General features: G+C 64.1%; 17 protein-coding genes. 8 read left to right on the forward strand and 9 right to left on the reverse strand.

Annotation, left to right across the window (positions count from 1 at the left end; translation table 11 throughout):
* Nucleotides 1-3: 3 nt before the first annotated feature.
* From ASE00_RS04160 to eno, 4 genes are all read right to left on the reverse strand, one after another.
* Nucleotides 4-1,671: an MFS transporter gene (locus ASE00_RS04160; protein ID WP_056377905.1), complete on the reverse strand. Its 1,668-nt coding sequence runs from the start codon at nucleotides 1,669-1,671 to the stop codon at nucleotides 4-6.
* 56 nt (nucleotides 1,672-1,727) lie between these two features.
* A complete protein-coding gene (gene purH, locus ASE00_RS04165) occupies nucleotides 1,728-3,329 on the reverse strand; it encodes a bifunctional phosphoribosylaminoimidazolecarboxamide formyltransferase/IMP cyclohydrolase (RefSeq protein ID WP_056377906.1) in 1,602 nt (533 codons plus the stop codon).
* A gap of 111 nt (nucleotides 3,330-3,440) precedes the next feature.
* Nucleotides 3,441-4,673 (reverse strand): GAF domain-containing sensor histidine kinase, encoded by a 1,233-nt coding sequence (locus ASE00_RS04170; protein ID WP_056377907.1) that lies wholly within the window; start codon nucleotides 4,671-4,673, stop codon nucleotides 3,441-3,443.
* 97 nt (nucleotides 4,674-4,770) lie between these two features.
* Nucleotides 4,771-6,051 (reverse strand): phosphopyruvate hydratase, encoded by a 1,281-nt coding sequence (gene eno / locus ASE00_RS04175; protein ID WP_056377908.1) that lies wholly within the window; start codon nucleotides 6,049-6,051, stop codon nucleotides 4,771-4,773.
* Nucleotides 6,052-6,192: 141 nt separating this feature from the next.
* Between eno and ASE00_RS04180 the strand changes: the two genes are divergently transcribed.
* The 5 genes from ASE00_RS04180 (at nucleotide 6,193) to ASE00_RS04200 (ending at nucleotide 9,065) form a co-directional block, all read left to right on the forward strand.
* Nucleotides 6,193-6,843 (forward strand): hypothetical protein, encoded by a 651-nt coding sequence (locus tag ASE00_RS04180; protein ID WP_056377909.1) that lies wholly within the window; start codon nucleotides 6,193-6,195, stop codon nucleotides 6,841-6,843.
* Between the two features lie 48 nt (nucleotides 6,844-6,891).
* Nucleotides 6,892-7,578 carry a DUF3618 domain-containing protein gene (locus ASE00_RS04185; protein ID WP_162256404.1) on the forward strand — a complete coding sequence of 229 codons (687 nt, stop codon included), beginning with the start codon at nucleotides 6,892-6,894 and terminating at the stop codon, nucleotides 7,576-7,578.
* Nucleotides 7,575-7,985 carry a hypothetical protein gene (locus tag ASE00_RS04190; protein ID WP_056377911.1) on the forward strand — a complete coding sequence of 137 codons (411 nt, stop codon included), beginning with the start codon at nucleotides 7,575-7,577 and terminating at the stop codon, nucleotides 7,983-7,985. The genes ASE00_RS04185 and ASE00_RS04190 overlap by 4 nt, the downstream gene beginning before the upstream one ends.
* Before the next feature lie 102 nt (nucleotides 7,986-8,087).
* Nucleotides 8,088-8,684, forward strand: coding sequence for a phospholipid-binding protein MlaC (locus tag ASE00_RS04195; RefSeq protein WP_056379297.1), 597 nt, complete (start codon nucleotides 8,088-8,090; stop codon nucleotides 8,682-8,684).
* A 165-nt stretch (nucleotides 8,685-8,849) separates the two neighbouring features.
* The gene (locus ASE00_RS04200) at nucleotides 8,850-9,065 is read left to right on the forward strand and encodes a DUF4170 domain-containing protein (RefSeq protein ID WP_056358997.1); all 216 of its coding nucleotides are present in this window, start codon (nucleotides 8,850-8,852) and stop codon (nucleotides 9,063-9,065) included.
* 17 nt (nucleotides 9,066-9,082) lie between these two features.
* Here ASE00_RS04200 and ASE00_RS04205 read toward each other — a convergent pair whose 3' ends face one another.
* The 5 genes from ASE00_RS04205 to carA form a co-directional block, all read right to left on the reverse strand.
* Nucleotides 9,083-9,709 carry a rhomboid family intramembrane serine protease gene (locus ASE00_RS04205; protein WP_056377912.1) on the reverse strand — a complete coding sequence of 209 codons (627 nt, stop codon included), beginning with the start codon at nucleotides 9,707-9,709 and terminating at the stop codon, nucleotides 9,083-9,085.
* A 16-nt stretch (nucleotides 9,710-9,725) separates the two neighbouring features.
* Nucleotides 9,726-10,202, reverse strand: a complete 477-nt coding sequence (greA, locus tag ASE00_RS04210) for a transcription elongation factor GreA (RefSeq protein WP_056377913.1) — start codon at nucleotides 10,200-10,202, stop codon at nucleotides 9,726-9,728.
* Between the two features lie 83 nt (nucleotides 10,203-10,285).
* Nucleotides 10,286-13,618, reverse strand: a complete 3,333-nt coding sequence (gene carB, locus ASE00_RS04215) for a carbamoyl-phosphate synthase large subunit (RefSeq protein WP_056377914.1) — start codon at nucleotides 13,616-13,618, stop codon at nucleotides 10,286-10,288.
* Nucleotides 13,618-14,355 carry a hypothetical protein gene (locus ASE00_RS23290; RefSeq protein WP_156405261.1) on the reverse strand — a complete coding sequence of 246 codons (738 nt, stop codon included), beginning with the start codon at nucleotides 14,353-14,355 and terminating at the stop codon, nucleotides 13,618-13,620. The genes carB and ASE00_RS23290 overlap by 1 nt, the downstream gene beginning before the upstream one ends.
* Nucleotides 14,352-15,521 carry a glutamine-hydrolyzing carbamoyl-phosphate synthase small subunit gene (gene carA / locus ASE00_RS04225; protein ID WP_056377916.1) on the reverse strand — a complete coding sequence of 390 codons (1,170 nt, stop codon included), beginning with the start codon at nucleotides 15,519-15,521 and terminating at the stop codon, nucleotides 14,352-14,354. The genes ASE00_RS23290 and carA overlap by 4 nt, the downstream gene beginning before the upstream one ends.
* Before the next feature lie 141 nt (nucleotides 15,522-15,662).
* Between carA and ASE00_RS04230 the strand changes: the two genes are divergently transcribed.
* From ASE00_RS04230 to dnaG, 3 genes are read left to right on the forward strand one after another with little or no spacing between them, the layout of a single operon-like run.
* The gene (locus ASE00_RS04230; RefSeq protein WP_056377917.1) at nucleotides 15,663-16,115 is read left to right on the forward strand and encodes a GatB/YqeY domain-containing protein; all 453 of its coding nucleotides are present in this window, start codon (nucleotides 15,663-15,665) and stop codon (nucleotides 16,113-16,115) included.
* Between the two features lie 38 nt (nucleotides 16,116-16,153).
* Nucleotides 16,154-16,573: an endonuclease domain-containing protein gene (locus ASE00_RS04235; RefSeq protein ID WP_268801349.1), complete on the forward strand. Its 420-nt coding sequence runs from the start codon at nucleotides 16,154-16,156 to the stop codon at nucleotides 16,571-16,573.
* Nucleotides 16,573-18,435 carry a DNA primase gene (gene dnaG, locus ASE00_RS04240; RefSeq protein ID WP_056377919.1) on the forward strand — a complete coding sequence of 621 codons (1,863 nt, stop codon included), beginning with the start codon at nucleotides 16,573-16,575 and terminating at the stop codon, nucleotides 18,433-18,435. Before ASE00_RS04235 ends, dnaG begins: the two co-directional genes overlap by 1 nt.

The raw sequence follows: 18,435 nt of genomic DNA on the forward strand, positions 1-18,435 counted from the left end.
CGATCAGTTTCCCTGCCCCGGGAGAGGCACGATGACACCGCGGTCCGGAACATCTTCGCTCCAGCGGACCGAACCATAGGGCCGTTCGAGCATCCGGCGGACCCGGATGTCGCCGGGGCCCTTGTGGAAATCGACCGCGCGTTGCCAGATTTCGAGGTCGGCGGCCGTGAGCCGGCTGCGCTGCCGGAGATAATCGTGCCAGGTCGGCGTGTGATAGCGCTCGGTCCACAGCTCCGGATCGCCGACGTCGCGGGCGATCGACCAGTTATAGCCGCCGGTGCGATGACGGATCGATTCGAGCGCGGTCATCGCGGTGTAAAAGGCGCGCGCCTGCTCCACCGGCACGCGATATTCGAGCACCACCGAGATCGGGCCGCTGCGTCCCGTCAGTTCGAGGTTGGTTTCCGGATCGGACAGCGGTTGCTCCGGATCGCGCTGCTGCTCGGTGGCGGGCATGCGCCATTGCAGGCTCGCCGCGATGGTCGCGATCGTCACCAGCCCCGACACGACCAGGGCGATGTCGGTGCCGAAGCTGGCGGCTGCCCTGCCCCATCCCCAGGCCCCCAAAGTCATGCCGCCGCAGACCGCGGTATAGCTGGCCGCCAGGGCCCGCGCGGTGACCCAGCGCGGGGAGGAAATCTGGACGCTGATCCCCGCGACCGACAGCGCGATCATCCACCCCGCACCGACCCCGGCCAGCAGCAGGCCGGTAAGCACGGCATGGGTGCTGAGCCCGGTGCCGATCAGGCTGACACCCATCAGCAGGCACGCGAAGACCACGGCCCGTTCATCGGACAGCTTCTCCTTGAGTCGCGGCAGCAGGACTGCGCCGGCGACCGCGCCGACGCCGAAGCAACCGAGCAGGATGCCATATAGTCCCGCGTCGCCTTTAAGCAGCTCGCGTGCGATCAGCGGCATCAGCGCCGATGCCGAAGTCCCCGCCAGCGCCATCAGCGCGGTGCGGATCAGGATCGCCCGGATGGTCGGCGAATGGAGAACGTAGCGGGCCCCCGAAATCACCGCGCGCCCCAGCGCCTCCGGCGGCAGTCGCGACTTTTCCGGCGAGCGCCGCCAGAAATACATCACGACGATCAGCGGGATATAGGCCAACGCATTGAACGCGAAGGCGGCGAGCACGCCCGCAGCCGCGACGAGGACACCGCCGATCGCCGGCCCGAAGCTGCGTGCGATATTATAGCTGATCGCGTTGAGCGCGATCGCCGCGGGCAGCTCGCGCTGTGGAACCTGTTCGCCCACCGAACTCTGCCAGGCAGGTCCGAACAGCGCCGTACCGGTGCCCACCACGAAGCAGAAGAAGAACACCCAGGCCGGTGTGAGCAGGTCGAGCGCCGTAATGAGGCTCAAGCCCGCTGCGCCGAGCAAGGCCATGCTGAGCGCGAACAGGGCGATCTTGCGCCGGTCATAGCTGTCGGCGATCGCGCCCGCGATCAGCGACAGGCACATCAGCGGCGCGAAGGTCGCCGACTGGACGAGCGCGACGAGATCGGCGCGCCCGGTGAGCTGGGTCATCGCCCAGGCGGCACCGACACCCTGAATCAGCTGGCCGAAATTGGAGAAGAGGCTGGCAGTCCAGATCCGGCGGAACAGCCGGTGACGCAGCGGGTCGAAAGGCCCGATTCGTCCCGTCGCTTCGCTGCCGCCATCGGCCATGTCAGTTCATTCTCCTGCCCGGCCCGCGCCGGACGATTCGGGCGCGGCCCTTCGGATCAATGCCGGAAGTGGCGCATGCCGGTGAAGACCATGGCCAGCCCGGCCTCATCGGCGGCGGCGATCACCTCGGCGTCGCGGATCGATCCGCCGGGCTGGATCACCGCGGTAGCGCCCGCCTCGACCGCAGCCAGCAGGCCGTCCGCGAAGGGGAAGAATGCGTCCGACGCCACAGCCGAACCGATCGTACGAGGCTCGGCCCAGCCCGCCTTGTCGGCGGCGTCCTTGGCCTTCCACGCGGCGATGCGCGCCGACTCGAGCCGGTTCATCTGCCCCGCGCCGACGCCGGCGGTCGATCCGTCCTTGGCATAGACGATTGCGTTAGACTTGACGTGTTTGGCAACAGTCCAGGCAAACAGGCAGTCCTTGAGCTCCTGCGGCGTGGGTTCGCGCCTGGTGACGACCTTCAGGTCAGCCTCGCCGATCCGGCCATTGTCGCGGGTCTGGAACAGCAGGCCGCCGGCGATCGTCTTCATCGACAGGCCGGGCCGCGCGGGATCGGGCAGATCCCCGGTGAGCAGCAGGCGGAGGTTCTTCTTCTTCGCGAACACCGCCTTGGCGTCATCGTCGGCATCGGGCGCGGCGACGACCTCGGTGAAGATCCCGCTGATCGCCTCGGCGGTCTTGCCGTCGAGTGGGCGATTGACGGCGATGATGCCGCCGAATGCCGACACGCTGTCGCAGGCGAGCGCCGCCTCATATGCCTCGATCAACGTCTCGCCGGTCGCAACACCACAGGGGTTGGCATGTTTGACGATCACGACGGTCGGCGGTCCGTCGCGAAATTCGCTGACCAGTTCGAGCGCGGCGTCGGCGTCGTTGTAATTGTTGTAGCTCAGTTCCTTGCCCTGGATCTGCGTCGCCTGGGCGATGCCGCGCGCACCCGACCCGGCGGGTACATAGAGCGCCGCCTGCTGGTGCGGATTTTCGCCATAGCGAAGGCCTTCGGCCTTGCGGACCGGCACCGACAGCGTTTCGGGGAATAGCTGGCCCTGATCGGCATGGCCGAACCAGGAGGAGATCATGGAGTCATAGGTCGCGGTCGCCGCAAACGCCTTGGCCGCGAACCGGCGGCGCTGTTCCAGCGTCGTCGCGCCGCCGGTCGAAATGATCTCGGCATAGTCGGCGGGGTCGGTCGCGATCGTCACATAGCCGTGATTTTTGGCCGCCGAGCGGACCATCGACGGGCCGCCGATATCGATATTCTCGATGATCTCCTCGCGTTCGGCACCGCGGGCGACGGTCTGCGCAAACGGATAGAGATTGACGACGACCAGATCGATTGCGCCGATGCCATGGTCGGTCATCGCCTTCGCATGTTCGGGATCGTCGCGGACGGCGAGCAGGCCGCCATGGACCATCGGGTGCAGCGTCTTGACCCGGCCATCCATCATCTCGGGGAATCCGGTGATGTCGGAAACGTCCCTGACGGCCAGGCCCGCTTCGCGAAGCGCCTTGGCGGTGCCGCCGGTCGACACCAGTTCGACACCCCACTCCGCCAGAGCCTTACCCAGTTCGACCAGACCGCTCTTGTCCGACACCGAGAGCAGCGCGCGCTTGATCGTGACTTTATCGGGGGCGGGCGTGGTCGGAGTTTTCATGCGCGGCGTTCCTGAAAGGGTGCGAGAGTCGCCGCCCGGTTAGGCGATGCCGTCGCGAAATGCCACCCTGCGGACGTTTAACTTTGCTGCAGTGCAGTAAAGGACTGATTTTCAGGCCGCGTCCTGCTGCTGCGCTGGCGCTTCCAGCGGCAGGTCGATATCGAACGCCGCGCCCGCCACATAATTCTCGTCGAGGCTCAGCTTGCCGCCCAACTGCTCGACGATAGCCTTGGAGATGGCGAGGCCAAGCCCCGTGCCCGGTAGCTTCGTAAGCCCCTGGGTATGTACAGACTGACTGAAGCGATCGAACAGGCGTGACCGGAATTCTGCAGGAATACCGGGCCCCTGATCGGTGACCCGAATACGCACACCATCGGGCTTCGGCGCCAGCACGACGCCGACCGTGGACCCGGAAGGTGAAAATTTGGCGGCGTTGGAGATCAGGTTCGCGACGACCTGAAACAGGCGATCGCCGTCCGTGATCGCAAAGACCGGGGTCCGCGGCACGTCGAGCGTCAGCCGGACGCCGGCCTGCGAAGCGAAGGTCGAGGTCTGCTCGATCACGTCGAGCAGCACCGCGCCGATGTCGGTCGATTCGATCTTGAAGTTCATACGGCCGCCGTCGATCCGATCGAGGTCGAGCAGGTCGTCGACGAGGCGTTTGAGCCGGCTGGCATTGCGCGAAGCGATTTCGACGAGCGGGGTCGCCGTGTCGGGCAAGGCAACATTCCCGCTGTTGAGCAGCGTCAGCGCGCCCGCGATCGACGTCAGCGGCGTGCGCAGTTCATGACTGACGGTGGAGACGAATTGCTCCTTCAGTTTGATGATCTTCTGCAGTTCGGCCTTGGCCCGCTCGGCATCCGCCTCGGCGATGCTGCTGAAGCCGACCGCGAGCGGCCCAACCAGCAGGTGCGCGATGAGCTTGTCTTCCTGGCTGAAGGCGTTCGGCGTCGGCGCGTGATATTTCAGCACGCCGACCGTCTGCCCTTGATGCGGGATCGGGATGACGATCATAGAGCGCAGGCCGACCCGGCGGCAGGCGGGCAGGTTGACCCGCTCATCGGTTTCGCAATCGCTGCACTCGAGCGGCTCGCCGCTGAGGATGCTGAGGCCCGACAGGCTCGCGTTGAGTGGAAGGCGAAGCCCGACCAGTTCAGCCGACGAGCCGCTGGCAGCGGCATAATAAAGCTGATCGCCGTCGCGCAGCTCGACCACGATGCCATTGGCCTGGGGCATCACCGACTGTTCGTCGACGATCGCCTGCATGACCGCCTGGAGGCCGCCGCCCGCCGCCGTGATCCTGTGCTGGATCATGATCAAGCCGACCAGTCGGTTTAAATCCATATATTAAGCCTCGCTCGCCGGTGAATCATGCCAGTGGCGAGCGAGGGTATCGCAGCATGTCGCCGGGCAAAACCATGTTTTTGCCCGAGAAACGGTTTCAGCGGAGTGCTTTGATCGCGTTGCGCCCCGCATAGGTCGCGACAGTGCCCAGTTCCTCTTCGATACGGATGAGCTGGTTATACTTGGCGAGCCGGTCCGAGCGCGCCAGGCTGCCGGTCTTGATCTGGCCGCAGTTGGTGGCGACCGCGAGGTCGGCAATGGTCGAGTCCTCGGTTTCGCCCGAGCGGTGCGACATCACGGCGGTATAGCCGGCGCGCTGCGCCATGTTCACCGCCTCGAGCGTTTCACTGAGCGTGCCGATCTGGTTGACCTTGACGAGAAGCGAGTTGGCGAGGCCGTCCTTGATGCCTTGCGCCAGGCGCTTCGGGTTAGTGACGAACAGGTCGTCGCCGACCAGCTGACACGTTCCGCCGATCTTGTCGGTCAGGATCTTCCAACCTTCGAAATCATCCTCGCCCATGCCGTCCTCGATCGAGACGATCGGATATTTGGCGGCGAGATCCGCGAGATAAGCGGCCATTTCGGCGGGCGAGCGCTTCACGCCTTCGCCGTGGAAATCATAGACGCCGTCCTTGAAGAACTCGGTCGCCGCGCAATCGAGCGCGAGGACGACGTCGTCGCCGGGCTTGTAGCCGGCCTTTTCGATCGACTGCATGACGAAATCGAGCGCGTCGGGAGCGGAGGCGAGATTAGGCGCGAAGCCGCCCTCGTCGCCCACCGCCGTCGCCAGGCCCTTGTCGTGCAGCGCCTTCTTGAGGGTGTGGAAGATCTCCGAACCCGCGCGCACCGCGTCGAACAAGGTCGGCGCGCCGACCGGCATGATCATGAATTCCTGAAAGTCGATCGGATTGTCGGCATGCGCACCGCCGTTGATGATGTTCATCATCGGCACCGGCAGCACCGAGGCGGAGACGCCGCCGACATAGCGGTAGAGCGGCAACGCGCGGGCATCGGCGGCAGCGCGGGCGACCGCGAGGCTCGCGCCGAGAATTGCGTTGGCGCCAAGGCGGCCCTTGTTCGGGGTGCCGTCGAGCTCGATCATACGGGCGTCGATCTCGCTCTGGTCTTCGGCTTCCATGCCGATGATCGCGTCGGCGATCTCGCCATTGGCGGCATCGACGGCATCCTGCACGCCCTTGCCGAGCCAGGCCTTGCCGCCGTCGCGCTTTTCCACCGCCTCATAGGCGCCGGTCGACGCACCCGAGGGCACTGCGGCGCGGCCGAAGCTGCCATCTTCCAGCGTGACGTCTACCTCGACCGTGGGATTGCCGCGGCTGTCGATGATCTGGCGGGCATGGACGTCGACGATGGCGGTCATGGGCGGCTCAACCTTTTGCTGATGACGTTAGGATGCGCGCGCTCTATCCGCGTGACGAAAGATAGGCAAATATGAAGTCGTTTCGGGTCTGGTAAAGGAACGCTATTCATCCCACTTGGTTGATGGGGAAACTTTCCTCTCATGGAGACGATCGACATGGCGACCGACAATATGGGCACCGGTGGCGAGAGCCCGTTCGACAGCGCGAAGAAGGCATTCGGCGACACGGCGGCCAGCTTCAGCGAGCAGGCGGGTGCGCGGGCGCGCGATTATGCCGCACAGGGCAAGGACCGCGCGGTAGATGCACTCGACAATGTCGCGAGCCTGGTCGGCGACGCCGCCAATCAGGTGAGCGGCAAGCTTGGCGAGCAATATGGCGGCTATATCCAGCAGGCCGCCGACGCGGTGAGCGGCCTTGCGAGCACGCTGCGCGACAAGGATCCCGACGATCTGCTCGATGACGCGCGCAATGCGGTGCGCAGTTCGCCCGCCATCGCGGTCGCGGCGGCGGCGGCGGTCGGCTTCCTGGTGGCGCGCGTCGTGAAGTCCGGGCTCACCCCCAAGGCGACCGGTGAATCGCCTGCTGCCTCCCCTGCCCCGGCGGCGCGTCCGGCGGCGCCAAGCAAGCCCGCGGCTCGCAAGGCGGCTCCGGCGAAGCCCACCGCGGCCGAGGCCGCGCCGGTAAAGGCTGCGGCGAAACCCAAGGCTCGGGCCGCCGCGCCCAAGGCACCGCTTGCCGATACCCCGATCGCCGACAACCCGGCGCCGGACGGCTCGACGCCAGCAGCCTGATCCTTGTTTACGGGGCCAGAACAGGAGCGTGAACCGATCGGCGTGCTGTTGGCGCGGCTGATCGAGGATGCGCGCGCGCTCGCCAAGGCCGAACTCGCGCTGTTCCGTACCGATTTCTACCGGCGGATCGGCCGGGCTCGAACAGGAGCGTTGCTGTGCCTGATCGGCGCGATCATGGGCCAGGCGGCGGCGGTGACCTTTCTGGTCACGCTGTCCTTCGTGCTGACCCCCTGGATCGGACGCCTCGGCGGGGCGACGGTTTCCGTGCTGCTTGGCATCGGCCTGGCGATAGCGCTGATCAGGATCGGCGTCGGCAAGCTGATGCTGGTCGTCGAGGACTTCGACGAGGAGGACCGCGACCAGGCCAAGGGCATCGCTCCGCTCGACGAATTGTTCGAACGGATGCGCGCAAAATCGCGAGCAGCGCGTAATCAACTTGCCTCGACTGTCGACGAGACCCAGATCCGGCTGCACCCGCAGGCGCTGATCGCGGATCTGGTCGATGAGGTCGTCGATCATGCCCAGGCGCTCAGCCATCGCGCGATCGACGCTGCCCGGCGGCGGCCCGGCAAGGCCGCGGCGGCGATCTTTGGTGTTATCCTGCTGATCGCCCGGCCGCCGCTCTATCGCATCGCTACGGGACTGTGGAGCCGTGCAACCGGCAAGAGCCCCGCGAGTTTCACGAACAAGCATGCCGGACGACCGGCATCATCAGACGAGGAGACAGGTTCATGACGGCTCCCAAAAAGCCAGCCCCGCACAAGGCTCCCATTAAGCAGCGGGTAGCGAGCGCGGGCGAGAAACTTCGTAGCAGCGGGCAGACGGCGACCCGGAAGGCGGCCGAAGGCGTCGAGGACTTCCCCGTCGCCGCGCTGCTGGGCGGGCTTGCGCTCGGCGCGGTCGTGGGTGCGCTGCTGCCCCGTACCCGGCAGGAAGAGCAGTTGCTGGGCTCGCTCGGCGAAAGCCTGAACGAACGCGCGAAGGATGCGGCGCTCGCCGCGCGCGATGCAGGACAGGCCAAGCTCGACGAACTGGGGATCAGCGGTGATGCCGCCGGCAAACAGGTCGGCAAGCTGATCGAATCGATCGCTCAGGTCGCCGAAACCGCCGGCAGCGCCGCGGTCGAGGCCGCCCGGCACTGACTGGTTCGTTTCGCCACGGTTCAATCGGGGTTCATCGCCCCCTTCCTACACACATGACTGAACGGTGCACCGTCTGGCGTGCCGATGGAGAAGATGAAGATAATGAACAGCTATTCCGCCTTTGCCGCAGCCGCGATGATCGCCGCCGCGTCGCTGACCGCCCCGATCGCCCCGGCGCAGGCCGCCGTGGTCGCCAATCAGGACGCCGCCACCTTCATCAGCTCGCTGGGCACCGAATCCTTCGCGGTGCTCAAGACCGGCAACAAGGCCGCAGTCCGCGCCAAGTTCCGCGAGCTGCTGTCGACCCATTTCGCGATCGACGCGATCGGCGACCGGTTGATCCGCCGCTGGGTCAACCAGATCACCCCGGCGCAGAAGGCAGCCTATAAGCAGGCGATCCCGAACTTCATCATCGGCACCTATTCGGACAATCTCTATGATTATGCGAACGCCACGATGAAGGTGATCCGCACCGCCCCCGCCGGCAGCGGCTTTAACGTGACCACGCAGGTTCAGAAGCCCGGCGCGCAGCCGATCACGGCAGTATGGTCGGTCGCCAAGGTCGGCGGCGCGTTCAAGGTCACCAATCTGACCGTGGCCAACATCAACCTGGCGGTAACCCAGGGGCAGGACTTCGACGCGATCATCCAGCGCAAGGGCATCGACGGCCTGATCGCGATGATGAAGGCCCGCGGCTAAACCCATTTGGGGGGCCGGGCGCAGACCGCCCCCCCTTGCCATTCAGGGATATTGGGCTATCCGCTTCGCGGAAGGCGGCCCATTCCTCCCCAGTCCGAAGGTCGCCGCTTCACATGGGAGCGAAACGCAGCTTCGTCCATCGCGGCGACCAACGGAGTATTTCGGATGAGCAAGATCCACCTGGTGTTCGGCGGCCGCGTCAAGGATCCGCGCGGGCTCGACTTCGAGGACCTCAACCAGATCGACGTCGTCGGTTTCTACGAGGACTATAAGAGCGCCGAGAAGGCATGGCGCGGGGCGGCACAGCGCACGGTCGACGACGCCGAGATGAAATATGTCGTGGTTCATCTCCACAAGCTGCTGGAACCCGAGCTGGGCTGAAGCGGCGCGGGAGTATCTCAGCCTTTACGTCCCCGCCACATCAGCACGGGTTTGATAAGCGCCAGCCCGGCGATGAACCCGCCGACATGCGCGGCGGTCGCGATCGACATGCCCATGTCGGCGAAAGCCAGCCCCATCAGGAACTGGACGCCGATCCACGCGGCAGCAAGCCACAGGATGTTGACGGCGAGGCCGATACGCGGATGCGCCGCAAAGCCGCGCGGGCGACCGTAGAGCAGCGCATAGGCCGCGAAGATCGCGGAGATCGCCCCGCTGGCCCCGATCATCGGCGACAGGTCATAGGGGCCGGCGAGATATTGCGCCCCCGCAGCGGCATAGGCCCCGATCAGATAGAGGACGACCAGTCCGGCGGAGCCGGTCACGGCCTCGACCATCCTGCCGCAGAATATCAACATCAGCATGTTGAAACCGAGATGAACAAGCCCGCCGTGCAGCAAGGTCGCGGTCAGCGGCGTGATCCAGACGGGCAGCGTGCCTGGCAGCGTATAGCCGCTTGCCCGCGCGGGTATGAAACCGCCGATCATGTCGGCGGCCTCGGCCATCCCCGTCAGGACGACGACGACATGCACCGCCACCGTCGCTGCGGCGATGAAGCTGGTTGCTGGCGTGCGCGGCAATCGCATCGATGCCGCGGCGCGCTTAGATGAATTCGATCTTGGAGACGACGTAGAATCGGTCGCCCGACGGCACCGTCACCTCCACCTCGTCGTCGACCTTCTTGCCGATCAGCGCGCGGCCGAGCGGCGAATTGTACGATATCTTGCCTTCCTTGGCATTCGCCTCGGTCTGGCCGACGATCTGGTAGCGGATCGGTTTGTCATCGTCGTCGAGCAGAGTCACCGTTGCGCCGAACACGATCTTGTCGCCCGACAAGTCGCGCGGATCGATGACCTGGGCCCGGCTCAGCCGGTCCTCGATATCGGCGATCGAGGCTTCGATCTGGCCCTGACGCTCCTTGGCGGCGTGATATTCGGCATTTTCCGAAAGGTCGCCATGCGCGCGCGCTTCCTCGATCGCGTCGATGATCAGCGGCCGTTCGGCTTTGAGGCGTGCGAGCTCCTCGGTGAGCATCTTCTGCCCCTCCGCCAGCATCGGCATCTTCTCAACGCTCGCCATCGTACACGAACCCCTTCGTCAAAAACCCTGATCCCCGGACGGCCCGGTCTGGGCCGCCCGCACCGTCTCCTGCAATGTGGGGATCAGGCGTGCGAAGCTGAATAATAGGATTGAAGCGCGCGCACTTCAAGCTTGCGCTCCCGCAAAGCCGCGATTGCCTGTGCAGTCGCGACGCTCGCGGCGGCGGTGGTGAAGTAGGGAACCCGGCCATATAGCGCCGATGTGCGGATCGCCTTCGAGTCCAGCAGCGATTGCCAGCCCTCGGTGGTGTTGAAGATCAGGTCGACGTCGCCGTCGACGATCCGGTCGACGATGTTCGGCCGGCCCTCGTGCTTCTTCAACACGCTTTCGACCTCCAGCCCCTGACCGCGCAGATAGGCCGCCGTGCCACTGGTCGCCATGATCGTGAACCCCATGTCGATCAACTGCCTCACCGCGGGCAGGATGTGGCCCTTGTCGCTTTCCTTGACCGAGACGAAGGCGGTGCCGCCGAGCGGAAGCTTCATGCCTGCGCCGAGCTGCGCCTTGGCGAAGGCCCGGCCGAAATCGCTGTCGATGCCCATGACCTCGCCGGTCGACTTCATCTCCGGGCTCAGCACCGGGTCCACGCCGGGGAAGCGCGCGAAGGGGAAGACCGCTTCCTTGACCGCGATATGATCGATGTCGAGGTTGATCGGCGGCAGTGCCTTCAGCTTCTCGCCCGCCATGACCCGGGCCGCATATTTGGCGATCGGCTGGCCGATCGCCTTGGCGACGAAGGGCACCGTACGGCTGGCGCGCGGATTGACCTCGATCAGATAGACCGCGCCGTCCTTGACCGCATATTGGACGTTCATCAGGCCGCGTACCATCAGTGCGCGGGCCAGCGCATCGGTCTGGCGCTCTATCTCGGCGATGATCTCCTTCGGCAGGCTGTAGGGCGGCAACGAGCAGGCGCTGTCGCCCGAATGGACACCCGCCTCCTCGATATGCTGGAGCACGCCCGCAACCACGACATCGTCGCCATCGCACAGCGCGTCGACGTCGACTTCAATAGCGTCGCGCAGATACTGATCGATCAAAACCGGCGAATCACCAGATACTTGGACCGCAGTGCTGATATATTGTTCGAGCTGCGCCGGATCCTCGACGATCTCCATCGCGCGGCCACCGAGCACATAGCTGGGCCGCATCAGCACCGGATAGCCGACCCGCTCGGCAACGATCAGCGCTTCGTCGCGGCTGCGCGCGATGCCGTTGCGCGGCTGGCGCAGGCCAAGCTGGCTCACCAGCGCAGCGAAGCGCTCGCGGTCCTCGGCGAGGTCGATCGCGTCAGGCGAGGTGCCGAGGATCGGGATACCCGCATCCTCGAGCTCCTGCGCGAGCTTGAGCGGCGTCTGGCCGCCAAACTGGACGATGACCCCTTTCAGCGTACCGCGCGACTGCTCGACATGGAGGATTTCGAGCACGTCTTCGGCGGTCAGCGGCTCAAAATAGAGGCGGTCCGAGGTGTCGTAATCGGTCGAGACGGTCTCGGGGTTGCAGTTGACCATGATCGTCTCATAACCCGCGTCCGCCAGCGCGAAGCAGGCGTGGCAGCAGCAATAGTCGAACTCGATCCCCTGCCCGATCCGGTTCGGACCACCGCCGAGGATGACGATCTTCTCGCGGTCGGTCGGGTTGCTCTCGCACTCCGGCTCGCCGAAGCTAGGGGCCTCGTAGGTCGAGTACATATAGGGCGTCTTCGCCTCGAACTCAGCCGCGCAGGTGTCGATCCGCTTGAAGACCGGGCGCACGCCGAGCTTGTGGCGATGTGCGCGCACCTCCTTCTCGGTGATACCGCCGGTCATCGCGCTGGCGGCGTCATGGACGATGCCACTGCCGCGCGCCTGCTCGCGCGCCATGCCCGCGAGATTGGCCGATTGCAGCGCCAGCCAGGCGAGCCGCTTGTCGGAGAAACCCATCGCCTTCAGGCGGCGCATCGCGGCCGGATCCTGCGGCAGACCGTCCCGGCACACCTGCTCCTCGGCGGCGACGATCTCGGCAAGCCGGTCGAGGAACCAGGGTTCGAACTTCGAGATGCGGTGGATTTCTTCGACGGTCAGGCCCTCACGGAGCGCCTGCGCGGCGACGAGCAGGCGATCCGGGGTCGGCCGGGCCAGTTCGGCCTCGATCTCGGCCTTGGACGCGCCCTTCAGGCTGTCGACCACGTTGAAGCCGGCCAGCCCGGTCTCCAGGCCGCGCAGCGCCTTCTGCATCGACTCGTGGATGCTGCGGCCGATCGCCATCGTCTCGCCGACCGACTTCATCGCGGTCGATAGTAGCGGCTCGGCGCCCTTGAACTTCTCGAAGGCAAAGCGCGGGATCTTGGTGACGACATAGTCAATCGTCGGCTCAAACGACGCCGGGGTCGCCCCGGTGATGTCGTTCATGATCTCGTCGAGCGTATAGCCGACCGCCAGCTTGGCAGCGACCTTGGCGATCGGGAAGCCGGTCGCCTTCGACGCCAGCGCCGACGAACGCGACACGCGCGGGTTCATCTCGATCACGACGAGGCGGCCATCGGCGGGGTTGACCGCGAACTGGACGTTCGAACCGCCGGTCTCGACGCCGATCTCACGCAGCACCGCGATGCTCGCGTTGCGCATGATCTGATATTCCTTGTCGGTCAGCGTTAGCGCGGGGGCGACGGTGATCGAGTCGCCCGTGTGGACGCCCATCGGATCGACATTCTCGATCGAGCAGATGATGATGCAGTTGTCGTTGCGATCCCGCACGACCTCCATCTCATATTCCTTCCACCCGAGCACCGATTCCTCGATCAGCACTTCGGTGGTCGGCGAAGCATCGAGCCCGCCGGTGACGATCTTGACGAACTCATCCTTGTTATAAGCGATGCCGCCGCCGGTACCCCCCATGGTGAAGCTGGGCCGGATAATCGCAGGCAGCCCGACATGGTCGAGCGCACGCAGCGCCTCGTCAAGGGTGTGAGCGACGTCAGAGCGCGGGCTTTCCAGGCCGATCTTGTCCATCGCCTGGCGAAACTTCATCCGATCCTCGGCCTTGTCGATCGCCTCGGCATCGGCGCCGATCATCTGACAGCCGTACTTTTCCAGCGTGCCGTCGTTGAACAGCGCCAGCGCGGTGTTGAGCGCGGTCTGCCCGCCCATCGTCGGCAGGACGGCGTCGGGCCGCTCCTTCTCGATGATCTTGGCGACGATCTCGGGCGTGATCGGCTCGACATATGTCGCATCGGCCATGTCCGGATCGGTCATGATCGTCGCGGGGTTCGAGTTGACGAGGACGATGCGATAGCCCTCCTCGCGCAGCGCCTTGCACGCCTGCGTCCCCGAATAGTCGAACTCGCACGCCTGGCCGATGACGATCGGGCCGGCGCCGATGATAAGGATCGAGGAGATGTCGGTACGTTTGGGCATTATTTTATCAAATCCAACATATCATCAAGAAGTTGCAGAACTTTTTCGATACCCCAATCACCAATTTTTTCTTTAAATTTGGCGGAAATCTCCCTGAGAAATTTCCACAAAATTTCAATTAGTGCTGATTTTCGAACACTTTCTCCGCGAACGAGTTCTTTCGCAGCTTTGGCTTCAGCTATAAATCTTGGTCGATCAGCTCCCGCGCTGCTCGCTATTTCATTATTAAGATTTAGATCACTGATTATTAAGTCCAGAGATTCCTCAATAACTCGACCTTCTTCGGAATTATGAAGAATAGTGACAACTCGATCGGAAGCGGGAACGGCTGTTAATTTTCTGATATCACCAGAAATTTCGCTGCTGATTTGATTTTGTAAATCAATCCAGAATTGCTTATTTTCGAAAACTCTATCATAAAATTCGGAGGCTTTTTCAGAGATTGGGACAAAAACAGTCCCCTCATCTTCTGCGGCCTTTTTATAATAATCATCAATATCGTCTTGTTTTGCTGATAGAGATTCCCCAGCATATCTATCTTCTGTAAAAGATATAATGCCAATTTTATCCATAATTTCCACGGCATGCCGTAAAAAAGAATGATCGATATCAATCGAAAAATAGATATCCAAATCTTTTTTTAAATCAGCGAAATTATCCGGAAAATCAAAATCAGTTCCCTCTTGAGCAAAACGGTAAGTAATCGCAGCGACTAAATAATCTGTCGGCTCATTCATTTAAGACCTCCGACGAACTGCTCGAACAGATAATGGCTGTCCTGCGGGCCGGGGCTCGCTTCGGGGTGATACTGCACGCTGAACGCGGGTTTGTCAGTCAGGCGCAGGCCCGCCAGCGAGCCGTCGAACAGCGAGATGTGGGTCGCTTCGGCATTGGCGGGCAGCGTCTCGGTGTCGACCGCGAAGCCGTGGTTCATGCTGGTGATCTCGACCCGGCCGTCGTCGGTGCGCTTGACCGGATGGTTCGCGCCGCGGTGGCCCTGATGCATCTTGAAGGTCTTCGCGCCGACCGCGAGGCCGAGCATCTGATGGCCGAGGCAGATGCCGAAGATCGGCTTGCCGATCTCGAGCAGCTTGCGGATCACCGGCACCGCATATTCGCCGGTCGCGGCGGGGTCGCCCGGCCCGTTCGACAGGAAGACGCCGTCGGGATTATGGGCCATCACATCGTCGAAGCTCGCCGTGGCGGGTACGACGGTCACCCGCGCGCCCGCGGCGACGAGGTTGCGCAGAATGTTGCGCTTCAGGCCGAAGTCGATCGCGACGACGTGCGGCGCATCGGCGGGCGCGGCGTCGACATCATAGCCCTCGCCGAGCGTCCACAGCCCGTCATTCCACTTATAGCTCTGGGTCGAAGAGACCTGTTTGGCGAGGTCCATCCCCTCCAGCCCCGGCCATTCGCGCGCCTTCTTCTGGAGCGCGGCGATATCGAACTGCCCCTTGGGATCATGCGCGATCACGCCGTTGGGCGCGCCGCCCACGCGGATCGCGCGGGTCAGCGCGCGGGTGTCGACCCCCGACAGGCCGATGCGGCCATTGGCCTTCAGCCAGGCGTCGAGCGGTTGGGTCGAGCGGAAATTGGCGGGATCGGTGACATCCTCGCGCACCACCATGCCCAGCGCATGCGGGTTGATCGCCTCGATATCCTCAATGTTGGTGCCGACATTGCCGATATGCGGGAAGGTGAAGGTGATGATCTGCCCGGCATAGGAGGGATCGGTCATCACCTCCTGATAGCCGGTCATCGCGGTGTTGAAGCACACTTCGCCGACAGCATCGCCGATCGCGCCGAAACCGCGCCCCCATATAACGGTCCCATCGCCCAATACCAAAACGCCCGTGGCGCCCTCGGGGGGTGTCAGACGCGCGTGTTCGGTTTCGGCCACGATCGGGCTCTCCTCTTGGCAACGGGGTGCTGGGCAAACGGCGGCGTAACTAGCAGCCATCCGCCCGGGGTCAATTCTATTAAAATAAGTTTCTCTGTGCTAACGCTCCGCCTTTCCCGGTCCTTCCATGACAGGTTCCCCATGATTCGAGACGATATCAAGACGGCGCTCGTCGTCGCGATGAAGGCGCGCGACGCCACCACGACTGCGGCAATCCGCCTGATTCAGTCGGCGGTGAAGAACCGCGACATCGAATTGCGCACTGCGGCGACCCAGCCCGACGACGATCTGCTGATCACCGAAGTGCTGCAGAAGATGATCAAGCAGCGCCGCGAATCGATCGAGATGTACGAAAAGGGCAATCGCCCCGAGCTCGCCGCCGCCGAAGCCGCCGAAGTGGCGGTTATCGAGCGCTTCCTGCCGCAGCAGATGAGCGAGGACGAGGCGAAGGCCGCGATCGACGCGATCGCTACCGAGATCGGCGCAGCGTCGGTCAAGGACATGGGGCGGATGATGGCGGCGCTGAAGGAGCGCCATGCCGGGCAGATGGACATGGCCAAGGCCAGCGGGCTGGTGAAGGCGCGTCTTTCGTAAGCTCCCCTCCCTGCCGAGGGAGGGGTTGGGGGTGGGTCATTCCGCGAAGGGTAAATCCCAGGCTTGCCACCTTTGCCCGCGACATGCGGGCACAACCCACGCCTTTTGAAGACAAGCTGTGGCAACAGATCCGAGCCTCCCGCCTCGGCGGCCTGAAATTCTCACGCCAGATCATACTGGGGGGCTTCATCTGCGACTTCGTCTGTCGCAATCTGCGTCTCGTGATCGAGATCGATGGTGATACCCAAGAGCGAGCGCATGACGCCGAGCGAGACTATGCGCTCGGGCGCATGGGGTATCAGGTGTTGCGGTTTACGAATGCAGAGGTCGGAGAAAATCTCGATGGCGTATTGTCGACGATAGTTGCGGCGGCGAAGGGACGCCCTTCCAAGGCCGAACTTCTCGGCGGCGTGACCCACCCCCCGGCCCCCTCCCTTGGCAGGGAGGGGGAGCAGTAATGTCCCTCTCTCCCCAATTCCTCGACGAGTTGCGCGCCCGCACCACCCTCTCCACGCTCATCGGCAAGTCGGTGAAGCTCGTGAAGGCGGGCCGCGAATATAAGGCCTGCTGCCCGTTCCATAACGAAAAGTCGCCCAGCTTCTACGTCAATGACGACAAGGGTTTTTACCACTGCTTCGGCTGCTCGGCGCATGGCGACGCGATTCGCTTCCTGACCGAGGCGAAGGGCTTGCCCTTCATGGATGCTGTGAAGGAACTTGCCGCCGCCGCGGGCATGGACGTCCCTGCCCCTGATCCGCGCGCGGCACAGCGCAACGAGATGCAGGCCGGGCTGCATGACGTCATGGCAGCGGCGGCGAGCTGGTATCAGGAGCAGCTGGGCGGGATCGAGGGGGCGGAGGCGCGCGCCTATCTGCAGCGGCGCGGGATCGACGAGCGACTGATCAAGAAGTTCGGCATCGGCTTCGCACCCGATTCGCGCGGCAAGCTCAGGACCGCACTCAAGAGCTTCGGCGACGGCAAGCTGATCGAGACGGGCATGCTGATCCTGGTCGAAGACAAGGAGCCCTACGACCGGTTCCGAGGCCGCATCATGATCCCGATCCAGGACCAGCGCGGGCGGGTCATCGCCTTTGGCGGGCGCATCCTCGACAAGGGCGAGCCCAAATATCTCAACTCGCCCGACACGCCGCTGTTCGACAAGGGCCGCACCCTGTTCAATATCGAACGCGCCAGCGCTGCATCGCGAAAGGCCAACCGGGTGATCGCGGTCGAAGGCTATATGGACGTGATCGCGCTGGCCAAGGCCGGGATCGACGAGGCGGTGGCGGCGAACGGCACCGCGATGACCGAGGTCCAGCTCGAACGTATGTGGCGGATGTCCGAGGTGCCGATCCTCTGTTTCGACGGCGACAAGGCCGGACAGAAAGCCGCCGTCCGCGCCGCCCATCGCGCGATGCCGATGATCGCGCCGGGCCGGACGCTGCGCTTCGCGCTGCTGCCCAATGGCCAGGATCCCGACGATCTGGTGAAGAGCGGCGGTGCGGCGGCGGTCGAAAATGTGCTGAACCAGGCGATCAGCCTCGACGAGTTGCTGTGGCGTTCCGAATATGAGGCGCAGCCGCTCGGCACGCCCGAGGCGCGCGCGGGTCTGCGCAAGCGGCTCGGCGATCTCGCCGCCGCGATACAGGACCGCGACGTCCGCGAACAATATCAGTCCGAGTTCCGCCGCCGCTTCGATGAAGCTTTCGGACCCCAGCCCCGCCGCAGCTTCGACCGCCCCCCCTTCCAACCGCGCGGCCAGCGCCGTGGGCAACCATGGAAACCGGAAATCCTGCCGCCGTCGCGTCTGGCCCACGCCGTCAACCAGACGGGGATCGATCCGCGCGTGATCCGAGCGGTGATGGCCGGGCTGCTGCAATATCCGAGCGTTCTCGCCGAAAATATCGAGACGGTCGGCGCCATCAGGATCGACGACGAACCCCTGGAGCGACTGCGCGCCGCCGCCTTCGATGCCAGCTTTTCGGGCGCCCCGCTTGAAAAGGACAGCCTCGAAACCATATTGCGGGAAGCGGGTCTTGGGGCGGTGATCGAGGAGCTCAAGACGACGAAGACGCTTGCCTTTTCATTTTTACGTGGCAATGCCGAGTATAATCGCGCCGTGCAGAACCTCACGGCGACAATCGACGCTTTAGCAGCCATCCCAGTTTTGGAGATGGCCGTCCGCGAAGCGACTGAGAGACTCGGCATCGAAACTACCGACGCTAACCTGTCGGAGCAGCAGCGCGTGTCCGCAGCATTGGCGGAAGCGAAGCGTGCTCTTTCCGATCTCGCACAGGGCGGGGACGGCGAGAGCCTTTAA

It is taken from the genome of Sphingomonas sp. Root710, assembly GCF_001429065.1.
Taxonomy (GTDB): domain Bacteria; phylum Pseudomonadota; class Alphaproteobacteria; order Sphingomonadales; family Sphingomonadaceae; genus Rhizorhabdus.

Coding starts and splice junctions, on each gene's coding strand:
- ASE00_RS04160 (WP_056377905.1), bottom strand. CDS start 1,671: ATGGCCGATGGCGGCAGCGAAGCGACGGGACGAATCGGGCCTTTCGAC.
- ASE00_RS04200 (WP_056358997.1), top strand. CDS start 8,850: ATGAGCAAGATCCACCTGGTGTTCGGCGGCCGCGTCAAGGATCCGCGC.
- purH (WP_056377906.1), bottom strand. CDS start 3,329: ATGAAAACTCCGACCACGCCCGCCCCCGATAAAGTCACGATCAAGCGC.
- ASE00_RS04195 (WP_056379297.1), top strand. CDS start 8,088: ATGAACAGCTATTCCGCCTTTGCCGCAGCCGCGATGATCGCCGCCGCG.
- ASE00_RS04170 (WP_056377907.1), bottom strand. CDS start 4,673: ATGGATTTAAACCGACTGGTCGGCTTGATCATGATCCAGCACAGGATC.
- ASE00_RS23290 (WP_156405261.1), bottom strand. CDS start 14,355: ATGAATGAGCCGACAGATTATTTAGTCGCTGCGATTACTTACCGTTTT.
- ASE00_RS04230 (WP_056377917.1), top strand. CDS start 15,663: ATGATTCGAGACGATATCAAGACGGCGCTCGTCGTCGCGATGAAGGCG.
- ASE00_RS04180 (WP_056377909.1), top strand. CDS start 6,193: ATGGAGACGATCGACATGGCGACCGACAATATGGGCACCGGTGGCGAG.
- greA (WP_056377913.1), bottom strand. CDS start 10,202: ATGGCGAGCGTTGAGAAGATGCCGATGCTGGCGGAGGGGCAGAAGATG.
- eno (WP_056377908.1), bottom strand. CDS start 6,051: ATGACCGCCATCGTCGACGTCCATGCCCGCCAGATCATCGACAGCCGC.
- ASE00_RS04190 (WP_056377911.1), top strand. CDS start 7,575: ATGACGGCTCCCAAAAAGCCAGCCCCGCACAAGGCTCCCATTAAGCAG.
- carB (WP_056377914.1), bottom strand. CDS start 13,618: ATGCCCAAACGTACCGACATCTCCTCGATCCTTATCATCGGCGCCGGC.
- ASE00_RS04205 (WP_056377912.1), bottom strand. CDS start 9,709: ATGCGATTGCCGCGCACGCCAGCAACCAGCTTCATCGCCGCAGCGACG.
- dnaG (WP_056377919.1), top strand. CDS start 16,573: ATGTCCCTCTCTCCCCAATTCCTCGACGAGTTGCGCGCCCGCACCACC.